18 protein-coding genes and 1 pseudogene are annotated in these 16,004 nt (G+C 64.8%); 6 read left to right on the top strand and 13 right to left on the bottom strand.

Features of this window, described 5'->3' with window-relative positions; translation table 11 throughout:
* Nucleotides 1-489: DUF6101 family protein (locus WBG82_RS12315; protein WP_424424816.1), on the top strand; the 489-nt coding region annotated here is incomplete at its 5' end.
* Between the two features lie 79 nt (nt 490-568).
* Complete coding sequence (locus WBG82_RS12310) at nt 569-859, top strand: DUF1330 domain-containing protein (protein ID WP_424424815.1); 291 nt, start codon at nt 569-571, stop codon at nt 857-859.
* A gap of 225 nt (nt 860-1,084) precedes the next feature.
* On the opposite strand, the gene WBG82_RS12305 is transcribed toward WBG82_RS12310, so the two are convergent.
* Together WBG82_RS12305 and WBG82_RS12300 are read right to left on the bottom strand one after the other, a co-directional pair.
* Nucleotides 1,085-2,020 carry a putative sugar O-methyltransferase gene (locus WBG82_RS12305; RefSeq protein WP_424424814.1) on the bottom strand — a complete coding sequence of 312 codons (936 nt, stop codon included), beginning with the start codon at nt 2,018-2,020 and terminating at the stop codon, nt 1,085-1,087.
* A 91-nt stretch (nt 2,021-2,111) separates the two neighbouring features.
* Nucleotides 2,112-2,900 (bottom strand): enoyl-CoA hydratase, encoded by a 789-nt coding sequence (locus WBG82_RS12300; protein WP_424424813.1) that lies wholly within the window; start codon nt 2,898-2,900, stop codon nt 2,112-2,114.
* A gap of 155 nt (nt 2,901-3,055) precedes the next feature.
* Between WBG82_RS12300 and WBG82_RS12295 the strand changes: the two genes are divergently transcribed.
* Entirely contained in the window at nt 3,056-3,634 is a 579-nt protein-coding gene (locus WBG82_RS12295) for an HdeD family acid-resistance protein (RefSeq protein ID WP_424424812.1), read from the top strand.
* A 15-nt stretch (nt 3,635-3,649) separates the two neighbouring features.
* Here the strand turns inward: WBG82_RS12295 and WBG82_RS12290 are convergent, their stop codons facing one another.
* The 6 genes and pseudogenes from WBG82_RS12290 to WBG82_RS12265 all read right to left on the bottom strand — a co-directional run.
* Nucleotides 3,650-4,300 (bottom strand): class I SAM-dependent methyltransferase, encoded by a 651-nt coding sequence (locus tag WBG82_RS12290; RefSeq protein ID WP_424424811.1) that lies wholly within the window; start codon nt 4,298-4,300, stop codon nt 3,650-3,652.
* A 10-nt stretch (nt 4,301-4,310) separates the two neighbouring features.
* Nucleotides 4,311-5,255, bottom strand: coding sequence for a bifunctional riboflavin kinase/FAD synthetase (locus WBG82_RS12285; RefSeq protein WP_424424810.1), 945 nt, complete (start codon nt 5,253-5,255; stop codon nt 4,311-4,313).
* Nucleotides 5,255-5,380, bottom strand: coding sequence for a hypothetical protein (locus WBG82_RS12280; protein WP_424424809.1), 126 nt, complete (start codon nt 5,378-5,380; stop codon nt 5,255-5,257). The genes WBG82_RS12285 and WBG82_RS12280 overlap by 1 nt, the downstream gene beginning before the upstream one ends.
* 103 nt (nt 5,381-5,483) lie before the next feature.
* Nucleotides 5,484-6,353, bottom strand: coding sequence for a TIGR01459 family HAD-type hydrolase (locus WBG82_RS12275; RefSeq protein WP_424424808.1), 870 nt, complete (start codon nt 6,351-6,353; stop codon nt 5,484-5,486).
* Between the two features lie 11 nt (nt 6,354-6,364).
* On the bottom strand, nt 6,365-6,937 hold the full coding sequence (rsmD, locus tag WBG82_RS12270; protein WP_424424807.1) for a 16S rRNA (guanine(966)-N(2))-methyltransferase RsmD: 573 nt from the start codon (nt 6,935-6,937) through the stop codon (nt 6,365-6,367).
* 148 nt (nt 6,938-7,085) lie between these two features.
* A pseudogene (locus WBG82_RS12265) lies at nt 7,086-7,850 on the bottom strand (pseudouridine synthase); the annotation flags it as partial.
* Nucleotides 7,851-7,938: 88 nt separating this feature from the next.
* Here WBG82_RS12265 and WBG82_RS12260 point away from each other — a divergent pair.
* From WBG82_RS12260 to WBG82_RS12250, 3 genes are all read left to right on the top strand, one after another.
* On the top strand, nt 7,939-8,418 hold the full coding sequence (locus WBG82_RS12260; protein WP_424424806.1) for a nucleoside deaminase: 480 nt from the start codon (nt 7,939-7,941) through the stop codon (nt 8,416-8,418).
* 140 nt (nt 8,419-8,558) lie between these two features.
* Nucleotides 8,559-9,797 carry an acyl-CoA dehydrogenase family protein gene (locus WBG82_RS12255; protein ID WP_324297158.1) on the top strand — a complete coding sequence of 413 codons (1,239 nt, stop codon included), beginning with the start codon at nt 8,559-8,561 and terminating at the stop codon, nt 9,795-9,797.
* A gap of 121 nt (nt 9,798-9,918) precedes the next feature.
* Nucleotides 9,919-10,563 carry a glutathione S-transferase family protein gene (locus WBG82_RS12250; RefSeq protein ID WP_424424805.1) on the top strand — a complete coding sequence of 215 codons (645 nt, stop codon included), beginning with the start codon at nt 9,919-9,921 and terminating at the stop codon, nt 10,561-10,563.
* Nucleotides 10,564-10,571: 8 nt separating this feature from the next.
* On the opposite strand, the gene WBG82_RS12245 is transcribed toward WBG82_RS12250, so the two are convergent.
* The 5 genes from WBG82_RS12245 to WBG82_RS12225 all read right to left on the bottom strand — a co-directional run bounded on the left by WBG82_RS12245 (nt 10,572) and on the right by WBG82_RS12225 (nt 15,863).
* Nucleotides 10,572-12,521, bottom strand: coding sequence for a PAS domain-containing protein (locus WBG82_RS12245; protein WP_424424804.1), 1,950 nt, complete (start codon nt 12,519-12,521; stop codon nt 10,572-10,574).
* 170 nt (nt 12,522-12,691) lie between these two features.
* Nucleotides 12,692-13,756: a phosphotransferase gene (locus WBG82_RS12240; protein ID WP_424424803.1), complete on the bottom strand. Its 1,065-nt coding sequence runs from the start codon at nt 13,754-13,756 to the stop codon at nt 12,692-12,694.
* Between the two features lie 96 nt (nt 13,757-13,852).
* Nucleotides 13,853-14,875, bottom strand: coding sequence for a fatty acid desaturase family protein (locus tag WBG82_RS12235; RefSeq protein WP_424424802.1), 1,023 nt, complete (start codon nt 14,873-14,875; stop codon nt 13,853-13,855).
* Nucleotides 14,872-15,525: a TetR/AcrR family transcriptional regulator gene (locus tag WBG82_RS12230; RefSeq protein ID WP_424424801.1), complete on the bottom strand. Its 654-nt coding sequence runs from the start codon at nt 15,523-15,525 to the stop codon at nt 14,872-14,874. The genes WBG82_RS12235 and WBG82_RS12230 overlap by 4 nt, the downstream gene beginning before the upstream one ends.
* Before the next feature lie 158 nt (nt 15,526-15,683).
* Nucleotides 15,684-15,863 carry a hypothetical protein gene (locus tag WBG82_RS12225; RefSeq protein WP_424424800.1) on the bottom strand — a complete coding sequence of 60 codons (180 nt, stop codon included), beginning with the start codon at nt 15,861-15,863 and terminating at the stop codon, nt 15,684-15,686.
* Between the last annotated feature and the right edge of the window lie 141 nt (nt 15,864-16,004).

Here is a 16,004-nt window from a genome sequence, read left to right as displayed (position 1 = left end):
TGGTGGGCCCGCGCTTTCGGGTTCATCCGCTATGCCGTGATCTACCGGGATGCGGTGAAGGCGACCGATTCCTCGCCCATTCTCGGGCCATTCGTCTGGTCGGAGCCTGTTTCCGCCTATCGCGGCGTCGCGCTCTGCGTGGCGCGCCGACCCGGGCGGGGCACGAAGCCCGCGATCCTCGTCGAGCTTCTGCATGCGCATGATCCGCGCCGTTCGGTCGTGCTTCACGCTTCCTTCGATGGCGCAGATGTCGCCGCGCGGTGGCGGAGTTGGGGTCGTGTCCTCGGTCTGCCGCTTATCGTCGAGGACCGCGAAGGCAGGCTGCGCGATGCCGAGCGGCGCCTCGGCGCGCTCCGCATCGAAACGCCCCAGCCCCATGCGGGCGCAAACCCGCTTTCGGCCCGCCGCCCGCTGACATTCGGCGCGACCGGCCGTCCGCGCCTCTGGCCGCAGCGCCTCACCGCCGGGGCCCGTCCGCCAGCCTATTGAGTTCCGCAAATCCGTCTGCGGAAATAGCGGCTCGCCTGCGGGCCGCCGCACCGGCATGATTTTTCCGAGAGGAAAATTCATGACCGTCTATGCCATCGCACAGATCACGATCCATGACAGAGACGCCTACGGACGATATCAGGCGCGGTTCATGGAGGTATTCAGCCGCTTCAAGGGAAAGCTTCTTGCCGCCGACGAGAAACCGCTTGTCGTCGAAGGCGATTGGGAGCGCGAGAAGCTCATTCTGATGTCCTTCCCCGATGAGACGGCGTTCCGCGACTGGGCGGAGTCGCCCGCCTATGAGGAAATCGCCCGCGACCGCAAGGCGGGCTCGGCGGGCGTCGTGCTGCTCGCGAAGGGTTTGGGGTAGCGGCTTTCCTGGGCATCATTGCGAGCGGATCGGGCCGGGCCATGATGGCGGTGGAGGGGGGTGATCCCGCCCTCAACACAGACTGTCACCCCGGACTTGATCCGGGGCCCAGAGCGGCGGGGTCGGAGTGTTCAAGCACCGCTCCACGATACTCGCCATTGAGAAGTGCCTCGGCCTTGCCGGCGTCGCCTTGATTGCACAAGGTCTGATCGCAAGCGGCCGCTCTCAAATGGCGAAGACTGCGACGATGCCTGCGGCAACGCGCCGGAAGAGGCCGCGGAGCGATCGTCGCTCGGCCCGCCGCGCTTCTCGCTCGGCAATGAGTTGACGCGAACGGGCGCGGATCTCCTCGAGTGGTGTGCCCGCGCCGAGCGCATGGTCGCCAAAGGCGAGAATGTAGTTGGAGGTCGCGCTTTCGGGCCGATCGGGCGCCAGCACCGCGTTGGGCAGACGTTCCAAAAGTTCCTCGACCGTGAAGCAGGGGTGGCCGAAGGCTGTGCCCGACCAGAGGCCGGTGTTCATGGTGAGATAGCCAGCCGAGGCATTCTCGAGAACGCGGGCGAGATAACTCTCCTGAAGCGTCCGGTCCAGTTCCGAGAAGGCATAATTGCTGATGACGAGATCCCAGTCCTCAACCGCCGTGTCCTCGCTGGCGAGGAAGGTCACGTTGTGGCTGCTTGTGCAGAGGTCCATGTAGCGCCCCGCGAGCATGGCGACCGGCGCGAGGTCTATGCCGACATAGGTTTCGAGCTTCGTTTTTTCGAGCAAATGATGCTCCCAGACGAGGCGTGCGAGCCCTCCATAGCCGACGCCGATCTCGACAATGCGCCGCATCCGAGGGTACTTCGGAAAGAAACGCTGAAGATCGCAGAGAACCTTTCCGTAGCGCAGCGTAGTCGGCGACAGCGCCACCCCCTCGAATGGAAAAGTCGTCGGGCCGCCGACGCGGTCGGCCGCCGCCGATGCGAGGCAGAGCCTTCGCACCAGCGGATCATCGATTGCCGAAAGAAACTCCGCCCCCTGCTCGGCGGATAATGTCTCGACGATCGACCTGTAGACAGGTTCACGCCGAAACGTCGCGAACACGCGCTCGTCACGGGCCGCATCCAGAACGAAATCCGTATAGGAATCGCCCTTGCGGCCGAGCCACCCTTCAGTCATGTCAGCCTTCCCCCCCGGTCAGACTGAACAAATGGCATCACAACTTAGTTTGCCGCGCAAGTGACGAATCGGGATGGTCGGATTTCTGGCCTCAGCCGAGTTTCGAGAAATCCGGTGCGCGTTTCTCGAAGAAGGCGCTGATCGCTTCCTTCACTTCGGCCGAGCGGAGCTGATTGGCGAAGTCGGCGCCTTCCTTCTTCTGGCGTGCAAGCACCGCTCCGCGATCCTCGCCCTTGAGAAGCGCCTTGGTGAGCCTGACCGCATTCGGCGCCTTGGCGGCGAGAGCTTCGGCGCGGGCGAGCGCCTCCGCCTGAAGCGAGGCATCGGGCAAGACTTCGGCGATGAGGCCGAGCGCTTCGGCCCTGGCGGCGTCGATCTTCTTGCCGGTGAGGAAGAGATCGGCGGCCTTCTGCATGCCGACGAGGCGCGGCAGGAGAAGCGTCGAACCCGCTTCCGGCACGAGACCGAGATTGACGAAGGGCATCTGGAAGGTTGCCGCCTCGCCCGCATAGACGAGGTCGCAATGGAGGAGCATGGTCACGCCGACGCCGACGGCAAGGCCGTTCACCGCCGCGATGAGCGGCTTTTCGGCGGTGGCGAGATTTTCGAGAAAGCGCGTGACATGCGGCTTCTCATTGGGCTGCCTGTCGACGGGCGTTGCCCCGGCGGCGGCGAAATCGGCGAGATCGTTTCCGGCCGTGAAAGCATCGCCATTGGCCCTGATGAGCGTGACGCGGATCGAGGCATCGCGCTCCGCCCGCTCCAGCCCGTCCGCAAGCGCGCCATACATGGCGGCGGTCAGAGCATTCTTCTTGTCCGGACGGTTGAGGGTGAGCGTCAGCACGCCCTTGTCCATGGCGGCGAGAACATGGTCGGTCATGGGGACTCCGCTTGGTATTACAGATCCTGGTGTAGCTGGTGGCGAGCCTGCCGGAGGCGTGCCCCATCCGCAAAGCGCAATTTTGAACAGGCCGGTCTTCGATTCCGGGCGGCGGAGGATGTAGACTGGGGCGGCCGGGATCGACGGAGGATGGCATGAGCGATCGAAGCCGTGATGAGGGCCTTGCGGGGACCATCCGCCGCTTCAGGATCGGCTATCTGATAGCGGGCGGCATCCTGATGGCTGGTGGCGTGCTCGCCATCGCCTTTCCCTTCTTCGGCACGCTGGCCACGGCCATATTCGCCGGCTGGATCCTCGTCATGTCCGGCATCGTCGAAATCCTCCACGCGCTGAGCGCCCGGGGCGCGCCTGCCATCGTCCTCAATCTGCTGGCGGGTCTGCTCAGCCTCGGCGTCGGCGTGCTCATCATCATGGATCCGCTCGCCGGCGCGCTCAGCCTGACGCTGCTTCTGGGCGGCTTCCTCGCGGCAGACGGGGTGATCCGCATCCTCTCGGCGGCGCAGATCGGCCGCGTGCCGGGGCAGGGTCTCGTAATAATGAACGGGATTTCAAGCCTTGCGCTTGCGGCGGTGCTGCTCTGGCTGCTGCCGGGTGCATCGCTCTATGCGCTCGGCATCCTGCTCGGGGTCGACCTGCTGGTCGCGGGCGCCACGCTGATGCTTCTGTCGAGCGCGGCAGGGGTCATCGAGGACACGCTTCACCAGAAGAAGTGAATTGGGGTTCCGTTTTTAAAAGACCCGCCAGACGCTCGTGTTGCGGACATCCGTGTCCTCAAGCTCGCGCGTGGTCTTCACGGCATAGGAGACGAGCTTCTCCAGACCGGATTTCGGCAGATAGGTTCGGCCGGGATCGCCGATCAGCGCCAGCGCCCCGTCAGCGACCAAATCATGAACCCATATTTCTATTCTTTCCGCCAGCGGGCGCTCATAGCACATATCGCCGACAAGGATCACGTCCCAGCCGCCATCGGGCGCGCCGACAATATCCTCGGTCTCGATAAGAAGTGAAACATTGTTCACTTCTGCGTTGAGTTCGATGGCGGCGGCGGCGAAAAGGTCGATATCGGCGGCGAGTGCCGAGCTTGCCCCGGCCTTCATCGCCGCGATGGCGATGAGCCCCGAACCCGAGCCGAAATCGAGCACGCGCTTGCCGCGTACTGTTTCCGGATGGTCGAGAATGTAGCGCGCGAGCGCCTGGCCGCCCGCCCAGGCAAAGGCCCAGAAGGGCGGCGGCAGGCCCGTCTTCTCCAGCTCCTCCTCGGTCATCTGCCATATGGGCACGACCTCTGTGGCGAGATGGAGCCGGACTTCCGGGACGAGGGGCGGCTCGTGAAGCGCGGTATTGGCCCGGATGAAGGCGCGCGCCTCCTGCCTGTTCATGGCGCCCCGTTCATGGCACGAGAGCGGCCAGAACCTGCCGGGCCTTCTCGCTGTCTCTGGCGATCTGCGCCTTCAGGCTTTCGAGCCCGTCGAATTTCATTTCCGGCCGGATGAATTCGATGAAGGAGACGGCGGCGTGGCAGCCATAAATGTCGCCCGCGAAATCGAGGATATGGACTTCGAGCAGGACTTCCTTCTTGTCGAAGGTCGGTCGGCGGCCGAGATTGGCGACCCCGTCATAGACGCCCTTGTGCGGCCCGTCCTCGATCTCGATCCGCACCGCATAAACACCGAGCGCGGGCTCGACATGATCCTCGAGCGCGAGATTGGCGGTCGGAAAGCCGATGGTCCGCCCGCGCTGGTCGCCGCCGCGCACATGCGTTTCGACCGTCCACCAGCGGCCGAGAAGCCGCGCCGCGCCGCGCGGGTCGCCAGCACCGAGAAGTTCGCGGATGCGCGTCGAGGAAAACGCCTCGCCATCCTGCGCCACCTCATCGACGATCGAAACGCCGAAGCCTTCCATCTCGCCCATATAGGAGAGGACAGCCGCATCGCCCGCGCGCCCCTTGCCGAAGCGGAAATTGTAGCCCGCAACGACATGGATCGCGTGGAGGCCGTTCACGAGCACATCGAGCACGAATTCCGGCGCGAGCTTCTTCGACATGGCCGCGTCGAAGGGAAGCGCGGCGAGAATGTCGACGCCGAGCCGCTCCAGCGCGCGCGCCTTGGAGCGGAAGGGCGTGAGGCGGAAGAACGGCTTGTCGGGAAAGAAGAACTGCTTGGGATGCGGCTCGAAGACGAGCACGCCGAGCGGCGCGCCGAGCTCTTGCGCGATGCTGCGCGCCTTCGCGATCACCTGCTGGTGGCCTAGATGCACACCGTCGAAATTGCCGAGCGCATAGACGCCGCCCTGAAGCGGGGCCGGCACATTGGCGTAATGGCGGAGGATCTGCATCAGCGGCCGAGGCTCATCGCGCCGCGCATGGCGGAGGCGAGATCGAAGGCGGCACGAAGCGCCATCCCGGCGAAGGGGGCTTCCATGCTCCTGGCGGATTTCTCGAAGCGGCTTCTGCTGAACACGGCCATGACTGCTCTGTGCGCTGGGGGTACGGGCAACAAGCGGGCGCACTCTATCGCGTGCGCCAGCGAAATCACAAGATGTGAAGCCCGGTTCATTCGCCTGTCACCAGACGAGGCGGGGGAGCGCCGCGACGGGCCGTATGCCGGCCTCCTCGCAGAGGCGCGCCACGAGATCGGCCTGCGGCTTTTCCGGATCGGGTCCGCACTTTGCCGCCGCGATGCCGCCGGTCACGAAGAGCGCGTCGATGCCCTGCGTATCGGCGCCCTTCATGTCGGTCGCCATGCCGTCGCCGATGGCGAGAATATGCGTATCGGGAATGGCCTTGCCCGAGATCTCGATCAGATGCTGGCGCGCGACCGAATAGATCGGCCCGTGCGGCTTGCCGAAATAGGTGACGGCGCCGCCCAGCTCCTCATAAAGCGCCGCCAGCGCGCCCGCGCAGTAGATATGCTTCGGCCCGCGCTCGACCACGATGTCGGGATTGGCGCAGATGAGCGGCAGCCGCCGCTCGACGAGCCGCGTGAACTGCTCGCGGTAGTCCTCCGGTCCCTCGACCTCGTCGTTGAACGGGCCGGTGACGAGGATGAAGGCCGCGCGATCTTCCTCGACCCGCGTGACATTGGTTCCATCGAAAAGGGCAAGGTCGCGGTCAGGTCCGATGTGATAGCAGTCGCGCCCGAATGTGTGCCTGGTGAGGCATTCGCGCGTCGCATCGCCAGAGGTCAGGATGCCGTCATAGGCCGTATCGGGGATGCCGAGCCTTCCGAGCATTGCCGGAAGCTCCGTCGAAGGGCGGGGCGCGTTCGAGAGCAGCAGCACATGGCCGCCCCTGTCGCGGAAGGTGCGGAGCGCCGCCGCGACGCCCGGATAGGCGTCCCTGCCATTATGCAGCACGCCCCAGACATCGCAGATGAGCGCCTCATAGCGATCGGCAATGGCGGAAAGTCCGGCAATGAGGGGCACGGATCTCATGTCACCTCGATTCATGATTTCGCGGGTTTCAGGAAGATGATTTCGGCGATGCCGTATTTGCGGCGGTCGATTTCCTCGAAGCCCTCCGGCGCCGCGAACTTCGCATCCGCCGCCTCCTCGACGACGCAGAGCGCATCATCGCCGAGCCAGCCTCCTTCCAGCGCCGAGACGAGCGCGAGCAGGGCGAGGCCCTTGCCATAGGGCGGGTCGATCAGGACGAGGCCGAAGGCGGGGCCGACGCTTCCCGGCCGGGGGCCGAGCTTCGTCGCATCGCGCTTGTAGATCTTGGCGTTGCCGGTCAGATGCAGCGTCTCGATGTTTTCGCGAATGGCGGCGCGCGCATCGGCATCCTCTTCCACGAAGAGCGCGAAGGAGGCGCCGCGCGAAAGCGCTTCGAGGCCGAGCGCGCCCGTGCCCGCGAAGAGATCGAGCACGCGCACGCCCTCAAGCTCGAAGGCGCCGAAATCGGCATGGGCGAGGATGTTGAAAAGGGCCTCGCGCGCGCGGTCGCTGGTCGGGCGCACCTGGAGGCCGGTGGGCGCCGCTATGGCGCGGCCTCTATGGGCGCCGCCGACGATTCTCATTTGGTCTGTTCACCTTTTGCGGGGTCTGTTTCTTCGGGTTCGCGCCGGGCTTTTTCGGCAGATGGAGCTTGCCGCGCCGGGGGCTCGTGGGCGAGGAGGGGCCTGCGGGCGCGGCGGGCTCGATCCGGCTCTTGAAGCGCTCGCCATGCGGCCCGAGCTGGTCCATCAGCACGCGGTTCGGCACCTGCGCCACTTCGCCTTCCGCGAGATCGCCGATCTGGAAGGGGCCGAAGGAAAGGCGGATGAGCCGGTTCACGGAGAGGCCGAGCGCGCCGAGCACGCGCTTTACCTCGCGGTTCTTGCCTTCCTTCAGGGCGACGGTGAGCCACACATTCGAGCCCTGGACCTTGTCGAGCTTCGCCTCGATGGGGCCGTAGAGGACGCCCTCGACCTCGATGCCGTCCCTGAGCCTGTCGAGTTCTTCCTGCGTGATCTCGCCCCAGGCGCGCACGCGGTAGCGCCGCGTCCAGCCCGTCGAGGGCAGTTCGAGCAGGCGAGCAAGCTCGCCGTCATTGGTAAGAAGGAGAAGCCCCTCCGTGTTGATGTCGAGGCGGCCGACGGAGACGACGCGGGGCATATGCTCCGGCAGGCGCTCGAAGACGGTGGGGCGGCCTTCCGGGTCCTTCGCCGTGGTGACGAGGCCGGCGGGCTTGTGATAGCGCCAGAGCCGCGTCGGCTCGGTCTGCGGCAGCGCCTCGCCATTGACGGCGATCCTGTCGCGGGGGGTCACGTTGAAGGCAGGGCTCTTGAGCACCTTGCCGTTGACGGTGACCTTCCCTTCCTCGATGAGGCGCTCGGCATCGCGCCGCGAGCAGATGCCTGCCCGCGCGATGACTTTGGCAATACGTTCGCCCTCCCTCGTGCCGGAGGCAGGGGGCGTGGGGGTGCGGCCTTGGCCGGATCTGGCATTCATGGCCCCCTCTTTAGCAGGGGTGCGGCAAAGCCGAAAGGCCGCTCCGCCGATCTTGACGGATGGCGATGGGCGCGGGCAGGGTCGGCCCATGACCGAGAGCGCCCCAGACGGGAAAATCATTCAGCCGACCTTCATGGACCTCGCGCTTGCCGAGGCCGAGGCGGCGGCCGCGCGGGGCGAGGTGCCCATCGGCGCCGTCATCGTCGACGGGACGGGCGCGGTCATTGCCGCGGCGGGCAACAGGACGATCGAACTCCGGGACCCGACTGCCCATGCCGAATTGCTGGCGATCCGCGAGGCATGCGCGAAGCTCGGCTCGGAGCGGCTGACGGGCTGCGACATCCATGTGACGCTCGAGCCCTGTCCCATGTGCGCGACGGCCATTTCCTTCGCCCGGATCAGGCGGCTCTATTTCGCGGCGTCCGACGAGAAGGGCGGCGGCGTCGAGCACGGGCCTCGCATCTTCGCGCAGCCGACCTGCCATCATGCGCCGGAGGTCTATGGCGGCATCGGCGAGCGGCGCGCGGCGGAGATGCTTCGCGGCTTTTTTGCGCTGCGGCGAAACTGAACGCGCCGGCCCGGTCAATTTGTCCCGCGATTTGGCGGGTGATTTAGCCCGTGCAACCGGCTACAGTCCTCGCATTCGCCATTGAATGGGGGGGACGCCATGGCGTTTCCCCCGGTCACACGCAATCGGAAGGAATGCACATGGATTTTGAATATTCCGACAAGACGAAGGAGCTCATGGCCCGCCTGCAGCGGTTCATGGACGAGCACATCTATCCCAACGAAAAGACCTATAACGACCAGATGGACGCCTTCCGCAAGGCGGGCAATCCCTGGCAGGTGCCGCAGATCCTCGAGGATCTGAAGCCGAAGGCGAAGGCCGAGGGTCTCTGGAACCTGTTCCTGCCCGAATCCGAGCGTGGCGGCGGCCTGACCAACATGGAATATGCGCCGCTCTGCGAGATCATGGGCCGCGTTGGCTGGGCCTCGGAGGTCTTCAACTGCTCCGCGCCCGACACCGGCAACATGGAAGTGCTGGAGCGCTATGGCAACGAGCGCCACAAGCGCGAATATCTGGAGCCGCTGCTCGAAGGCACGATCCGCTCGGCCTTCCTCATGACGGAGCCCGACGTCGCCTCCTCCGACGCGACCAACATCTCGACCCGCATCGAGCGCGACGGCAACGAATACGTCATCAACGGCCGCAAGTGGTGGTCGTCGGGCGTCGGCGATCCGCGCTGCAAGATCGCCATCGTGATGGGCAAGACCGACCCCAAGGCCGATACCTATCGCCAGCAGTCGCAGATTCTCGTGCCGCTCGATGCGCCGGGCGTCAAGGTCGTGCGCATGCTGCCCGTGTTCGGCTATGACGACGCGCCGCATGGTCATGCGGAAGTGATTCTCGAGAACGTCCGCGTCCCGGCCGAGAACCTGCTTCTCGGTGAAGGCCGCGGCTTCGAGATCAGCCAGGGCCGCCTCGGGCCAGGTCGCATCCATCACTGCATGCGCACAATCGGCGTCGCCGAGCGCGCGCTCGAACTGATGGTGAAGCGTCTGCTCACGCGCGAGGCCTTCGGCAAGAAGGTCGCCGAGCACTCCGTGTGGGAAGAGCGCGTCGCGCGCGCCCGTATCGACATCGAGATGGCGCGCCTGCTGACGCTCAAGGCCGCCTACATGATGGACACGGTGGGCAACAAGATCGCTCGCGCGGAAATCGCCATGATCAAGGTTGCGGCGCCGAATGTCGCGCTCAAGATCATCGACGACGCCATCCAGGCGCATGGCGGCGGCGGCGTGACGACCGATTTCGGTCTTGCCCGCATGTATTCCGGCATGCGCACGCTGCGTCTCGCCGACGGGCCGGATGAGGTCCACGCCCGCACCATCGCCAAGCTCGAGTTCAAGAAGTACTCGAACAAGGTGCGCGCGGCGGCCGAATAAGGTCCGCGAGAGCTAGTCTTGAACGGCCGGCCCGATCGAAAGGCCGGCCGTTCTGCCTTCCGGCGGTGGTTTCGGCTCGCCGGGGTGGCCCGAAAACTGAGTTGGCAGGGGGAGAGGGGGAATGAGGCTTTTCAACTCGCAGCTATCGCCGTATTCGGCGCGGGTAAGGCTCGCTATCTATGCCAAGGGCCTCGACGTCGAGATCGTAGACGGTTTCGGCACGCCGGAACTCGAGCGCGAGCTTGAAGGGCTCAATCCCATGCACAAGGTGCCGACGCTCGTTTGCGACGGCGAGGCGCTGCCCGAATCTGAAATCATCTGCGAATATCTGGACGATGCGGGCCTCGGCGAGCCGCTGCGCCCCGAAGATCCGAAGGCGCGCGCGCGGATGCGCCTCCTTTCGCGCATCGGCGATCTCTATGTCATGGAGCCGATGAACAGGCTCTTCGGCCAGATCAATCCCAAAGGCCGCGACCTGGCGCTGGTCGAGCGCGAGCTTGCCGAACTCGACAAGGGCATGAAGTGGCTCGCCCATTATCTCGACGGGTCGCCCTATGCCGTTGGCGGAAAGCTCTCGCTCGCGGATTGCACGCTCGCGCCGATCCTCTTTTTCTATGAGCAGATCGGGCCGATGTTCGGCTACGCCGATCCCTTCGCGGCGCTGCCGCAGGTCAGGTCCTATTGGGAGGGATTGAAGCGCGATCCGCATTCGGCCCGCGTCCTTGCGGAACTTGGCGCGGCTCTTCAGCGGGTGATGGGACGCTGACGGGGCCGCTACTGCGCGGCGATCGTCGTATGGCGGCGCGGCTCCAGCGGCAGCACTACTTCCACGGTCGTTCCCTGGCCAAGCTCGCTTTCGATCCTGAACGCGCCGCCATGAAGCTCGGCGAGCGAGCGCACAAGCGCAAGCCCGAGCCCCGTTCCCTGCTTGCTGAGGCTCGCATCGCTCGATGCCTGCTCGAAGGGCTGGCCGAGCCTTGATATATCCTCCGCCGGAATGCCCTGGCCGGTGTCGGTCACGCTCATCGAGACGGCGCCGTCGAGCCGCCTGACGGCGACGATGACACGCCCGCCCGCCGGCGTGAACTTGATCGCGTTGGACAGCAGGTTGAGCAGGATCTGCTTCAGCGCGCGCGTATCGGCCTCCAGCGGCAGAGCCGCCGCGTCGGCGGCGATGTCCACATCGAGGAGCAGGCCGCCATCTTCGGCGCGCCCCTGCACGAGCCTTGCCGCGCCCTGCACCACTTCGCGAATGTCGATCCGCTCGTGATGGAGTTCGTATTTGCCCGCCTCGATCTTCGACATGTCGAGAATGTCGTTGATGAGGTCGAGAAGCAGCGCGCCGCTCTCATTGATGAGCTGCGCGTATTCCCGATAGCGCGAGTGGCCAAGCTCGCCGAACATCTGCAGCTTGAGCATTTCCGAAAAGCCGATAATGGCGTTGAGCGGCGTACGCAGCTCATGGCTCATATTGGCGAGGAAGCGCGATTTGGTGTGGCTCGCCGTCTCGGCGCGTTCGCGCGCTTCCATCAGCTCGATCTCGTTGCGCTTGCGCTCGCTCACATCGCGCGTGATGCCGACGATCTCGCTCACCGATCCGTCGGGCCCGCGCACGCCCCGCAAGGTCGACTCGAGCCAGACATAGCTTCCCGCCTTGTGACGCAGGCGGAATTCGACGCGCAGCGTCTCCCGGCTCGTGGAGAGTTCCCTGTAGGTGTTGACCATGCGGTCCCGGTCTTCCGGGTGCAGGATCTCGCCCATATTCGTCATCCGCAGAAGCTCGTCGAGCGGGTAGCCGAGAATTCCTTCCACCGATGGCGAAATGAAGATGATCTCACCCGCAGGCGTCGCATGGTGGACGATGTCGGATGCCTGCTCGGCAAGGAGCCTGTAGCGCGCCTCGCTCTGGCGGAGCGCTTCCTCCGCGTGAACCTGCTCGGTCACATCCTCGACCAGCCCGAACAACGCACCGATTTCCTCGCTCGCGTCGAATTCGGCATAGGCATAGGTCTTGATGTGGCGATAGCCGCCATCGCCCGAGCGGTAGCGCGACACCGCAATGACGGATTCCTTCGTATCGAAGACCTCGAGAAGCTTCGAGAGAAGGGCCTCCTGATCCTCGGGGTGAACGAGATCGCGGTACCAGTCACCGTCCATGGGCATGGATTGGGCCGGCCGGTCCAGGATCTTCGCCGCGCCGTCGGACCAGCGCGGGGCGGGCTCGTTCTTCGCCCAGCGCCAGTGCCCGAAGCGCGCGAGCTGTTCGGCCTCGCGCAATTGCTGCTCGAGCCGCCGCGTCTGCGTGACGTCGCGCGAAATGCAGAGGATGGCGCCGACCTCGGGGTCGTCGAGCATGTTCTTCGCGCGCGCTTCCATCCAGCGCCAGCTTCCGTCGCGGTGCCGGAGGCGGAACGTCTCCATCGACATCCAGTCGGGCGTCCTGGCGCAGATGGCGATGCGTTCGCGCATGCGCTCGCGGTCTTCGGGATGCACGCTGTCGAGAACGGAATGGCCGACCGGCGGAACGACGTCATGGCCCAGAACTTCCATGACGGCGGAACTCTGATAGAGAACGGTGCCTTTGCGGTCGAGCAGGGCAACGATGTCGCCCACATTCTCGATCAGTGTACGGAAGAAATTGCCGCCGCCGGTTGCGGGCACGCGATCGTAGCGCCAGTCAGGCACTGCGTCCGTCGTCGGTTTCGCATTGTTGCGATCGACCATGTCCCACCCCGGTGCCGGTCCCAAGCCGGCCGTCGGCGAGCAACGGCACTTCCTGTGCGCTCGCCGGACGGGGGTTACCTTAGAAGGATTGGATTTAAGATATCTTGAACTGCAGTCGCCGTTCACCGGGCATTAACCATGCCGGCGGACGGACCTGCCCGGAAGCGGCCTCACTCGCCGCGCTGGATGATCTGCCAGGAATGGTCGGCAAGTTGGCGGCAGGCATCGCCGAGCGTCATCGCCCGCTCCGAACTGGCATTGCCGTCGAGCCCGCGCTTGTAGACGCCCTGGCTGATCGAGGCGAGGCGGAACATCGAGAAGGCGAGATAGAAATTCCAGTTCTCGATGCGGTCGCGGCCGGAAAAGCGGCAATAGGCGGCGGCATATTCCGCTTCCGTCGGCACGCCCGGCGTCTTTGTCCGGTCGACCGGGCCGAAACCGCCCGCCACGCCGAGAAGATCGTACATGCAGTTATAGGCAACGTCCGCGAGCGGATGGCCGATGGTGCAGAGTTCCCAGTCGAGGACCGCGATCATGCGGGGCTCGGTCGGGTGGAACATGGTGTTGCCGAGCCGGTAATCGCCATGCGCGATCGTCACCGACTGCTCGTCGGGAATATGGTTCGGCAGATATTTGATGAGTTCTTCCATCGACGGAATGTCCGCCGTCTGTGCGCCGCGATACTGCTTGATCCAGCGCCCGATCTGGCGCTCGAAATAATTGCCCGGCTTGCCGAAGTCGCCGAGCCCCACCTTCTCGTAATCGACCTTGTGAAGTTTCGCAAGATTCTCGGCGAGGTTCGTATAGACCGCACGGCGTTCGGCTTCCGTGGAGCCCGGCATCGTCGGGTCGCGGAAGACGCGACCCTCGAGATATTCCATGACATAGAAAGCCGTGCCGATGACGCTGTCATCCTCGCACAGCGCATACATGTGCGGCACCGGCACGTCGGTTTCCGCCAGCGCCTTCATCACGCGATATTCGCGGTCGATCTGGTGCGCGCTGGCAAGCAGCACGCCGGGCGGCTTCTTGCGCATGACATAGCGCCGCGTCGGCGTGATGAGAAGAAAGGTCGGGTTCGACTGGCCGCCCTCGAACTGGCGAACGGTGAGCGGGCCCGCAAATCCCTCGACGGCATCGTGGCAATAGGCTTCCAGCCGCTTCACATCGAAGCGATGGGCCTCGCGAATTTCGGTGGTTTCCGCGTCGGCGCCGCTCTGCGCTCCATCGGCCATGACCTTCTCTCCCTCGGAATTTCTTGTTGAGCGAGATTTAGCATGGCCGACCGGAGGCGCAAAGCGACGAGCCTTGACGCAAGGGCGGGGCCCGCCTCAGGCGGCCGTTCCGTCGGTCGGCTGGAAGCCTTCGTTCATGGTTCCGGTGACGCGCTGGCGGCGCGCATTGTGAACGAGCTTGCCACGCTGATCCTCGTCGTCGGGGCGCGAAGTCGCCATGCGCAGCACTTCGGCGTAGCTCCCCTTCGTCTCCATGCGGGGGCCGAAGCCATTGGCGATGAGAAAGGCCCGGGTCTTGGGCAGGTTGTAGCAGGGCACCCACATGAGCAGATGGTGCTCGACATGGTAGTTGACCCAGTAGGGCGCGATCAGCGCGCGCTCGATGAAATTGGCCTTGGTCGTGCGCGCATTGCGGAAGTCGTCGCTATTGTCCGGCACCATGGCGTGCTCGGCGATGTTGCGAATGCGCGTGATCGCCTGCTGCCAGGTGAGGAAGGGCAGGAGCCAGAGCACGAAATAGAGATACCAGTGACCGCTGGCCGCAAGGATCGCGAAGATGACGGCCTGGGCGATGGTGGGGCGGCCGAGCTTGTTCCAGTAATTCTCGAGGCGGCGCGAAAGCGTCCAGTCCGATGGGCCGAGCGCGTTCAGGATCTGCGCCCTGCGCTGCTGGTAGCCCGTCTGACCCGTCAGGTCACGGATCATCTTGCGGCGGAAGCTCTTCCTCGTGATGGGGAAGGGCGCCGAGAGAATGAGATCCGGGTCTTCGGGCTGTTGCGTGTTTGCGTGGTGCTTGAGGTGATAGCGCCGATAGGCGCCCGTCTCGGCAAGCATTGGGTAGGCGCAGAGCCACTGGCTCAGGAACATGTTGAGCCTTGGATTGTGGCAAAGAATGCCATGCGCGCCGTCATGCATGAGGATGGCGAGGCCGAGCTGGCGCGCGCCGATCACCGCCACGGCGACGAGAAAGGTGATGGGATTGGGAAACCATACGAAAACCGCCATGGCGCCGAAAATCACGGCCCAGGCGTGAAACACCACCCAGAGCCCGCGCAGGTCCGAGCGCTTGCGCACTTCGGCAAGCTGCTGGGGGGTCAGAAGTTCGCTGGCGCCGATCATGCCGTCATCCTCCGAAGATCATTATTCTTGTTATGGGGCTGGCCCGCGCCGACGGCTGCAAGGCAGAAATGCACGATTTCATCGACCACCCTGTCGGCGTTCTCCTCGAGCTCGTGCGACTGGGGGGCGAGCGGGCCGATAAGGGCGGTGGGAATCGCGCCTGCAATGCAGGCGGCCGCGATCTTCACGTCGAGCGGCGCGATCTCGCCGCTCGCGATGCCCTCTTCGAGAATGCCCGCGAAAATCTCGCCATGGGTGCGGCGGAAGCGGCCCCGCTCCTCGGCAAGGCCGACATCGACCGGCTCGGCGAGCAGCGCATAGGCGAGCCGGCGTCCGCGCACGGCGCGGGTGGCGAAGGTCCGCAGAGCCTTGTCCAGCCGCTCGCGCGCGGAGCCCTCGCCCTGCGCGATGCCGACAAGCAGGTTCATCTCGCGGGCCGACACCTCGCGAAAGACCTGGCGGCAGAGTTCTTCCTTGGAAGGAAAATATCGATAGAGGGTGCCGGTCGCGACGGCGGCCTTGCGCGCCACCTCGGTCATCTGGGCGGCGCTGAATCCGCCTTCAGCCACAAGCTCGCGAGCGGCGTTCAGAATGCGCCGGCGCGTGTCGGCGAGGCGGGCGGAGACATGATCGGTGCGTCGATAGGCCAAGACGTGAACCTCCATTCCATTTGAGGAATGAACCACTGTTCACGCCGAGTCGTCAAGCCGCAATGAAGGCTAGGCTGAATGGCGATTTCGCAATGCAGCATAATCGCCATTCATTTATGCGTTATAGAAGTGAATAAACATTCACTATTGTGAGCGCGTCAGGCCGCGGCGCGGGAAATCGCCGATCCACGGGGGGCGGAGGCCTCGATCGGCTTCGATACCGCCTTCCTGGCCGGGAGTTTCCGGCGCTGCTCCTCCATGATCACATCCGCCCAGGCAGACATGCCGCAGAAGGCCGCCGTCGTGATGGCCGCTGCATGAAGCCATTGTCTGAACATGGATTTCTCCTTCCGATGTGATTGCCATGCTGCAACGCAACATATTTAGGTGTTGCAGCACAACATCTCAAGCCCTGAACACTGCGTCATATTTGCACGGGGGGCGGGGGCCCCCGCTGGTGCCGCCCGCAAGCGCAGGCG

Source organism: Parvibaculum sp., from assembly GCF_049671045.1.
Taxonomy (GTDB): Bacteria; Pseudomonadota; Alphaproteobacteria; order Parvibaculales; family Parvibaculaceae; genus Parvibaculum.
Note: the sequence above shows the minus strand (reverse complement) of the source record. Positions and strands in the feature narration are given on the sequence as shown.

Bases quoted from the DNA above. Each gene is read 5' to 3' on its own strand.
- WBG82_RS12225 (WP_424424800.1), bottom strand. From the start codon at position 15,863: ATGTTCAGACAATGGCTTCATGCAGCGGCCATCACGACGGCGGCCTTC.
- WBG82_RS12310 (WP_424424815.1), top strand. From the start codon at position 569: ATGACCGTCTATGCCATCGCACAGATCACGATCCATGACAGAGACGCC.
- WBG82_RS12275 (WP_424424808.1), bottom strand. From the start codon at position 6,353: ATGAGATCCGTGCCCCTCATTGCCGGACTTTCCGCCATTGCCGATCGC.
- WBG82_RS12300 (WP_424424813.1), bottom strand. From the start codon at position 2,900: ATGACCGACCATGTTCTCGCCGCCATGGACAAGGGCGTGCTGACGCTC.
- WBG82_RS12290 (WP_424424811.1), bottom strand. From the start codon at position 4,300: ATGAACAGGCAGGAGGCGCGCGCCTTCATCCGGGCCAATACCGCGCTT.
- WBG82_RS12245 (WP_424424804.1), bottom strand. From the start codon at position 12,521: ATGGTCGATCGCAACAATGCGAAACCGACGACGGACGCAGTGCCTGAC.
- WBG82_RS12305 (WP_424424814.1), bottom strand. From the start codon at position 2,020: ATGACTGAAGGGTGGCTCGGCCGCAAGGGCGATTCCTATACGGATTTC.
- WBG82_RS12240 (WP_424424803.1), bottom strand. From the start codon at position 13,756: ATGGCCGATGGAGCGCAGAGCGGCGCCGACGCGGAAACCACCGAAATT.
- WBG82_RS12250 (WP_424424805.1), top strand. From the start codon at position 9,919: ATGAGGCTTTTCAACTCGCAGCTATCGCCGTATTCGGCGCGGGTAAGG.
- WBG82_RS12235 (WP_424424802.1), bottom strand. From the start codon at position 14,875: ATGATCGGCGCCAGCGAACTTCTGACCCCCCAGCAGCTTGCCGAAGTG.
- rsmD (WP_424424807.1), bottom strand. From the start codon at position 6,937: ATGAGAATCGTCGGCGGCGCCCATAGAGGCCGCGCCATAGCGGCGCCC.
- WBG82_RS12295 (WP_424424812.1), top strand. From the start codon at position 3,056: ATGAGCGATCGAAGCCGTGATGAGGGCCTTGCGGGGACCATCCGCCGC.
- WBG82_RS12285 (WP_424424810.1), bottom strand. From the start codon at position 5,255: ATGCAGATCCTCCGCCATTACGCCAATGTGCCGGCCCCGCTTCAGGGC.
- WBG82_RS12255 (WP_324297158.1), top strand. From the start codon at position 8,559: ATGGATTTTGAATATTCCGACAAGACGAAGGAGCTCATGGCCCGCCTG.
- WBG82_RS12260 (WP_424424806.1), top strand. From the start codon at position 7,939: ATGACCGAGAGCGCCCCAGACGGGAAAATCATTCAGCCGACCTTCATG.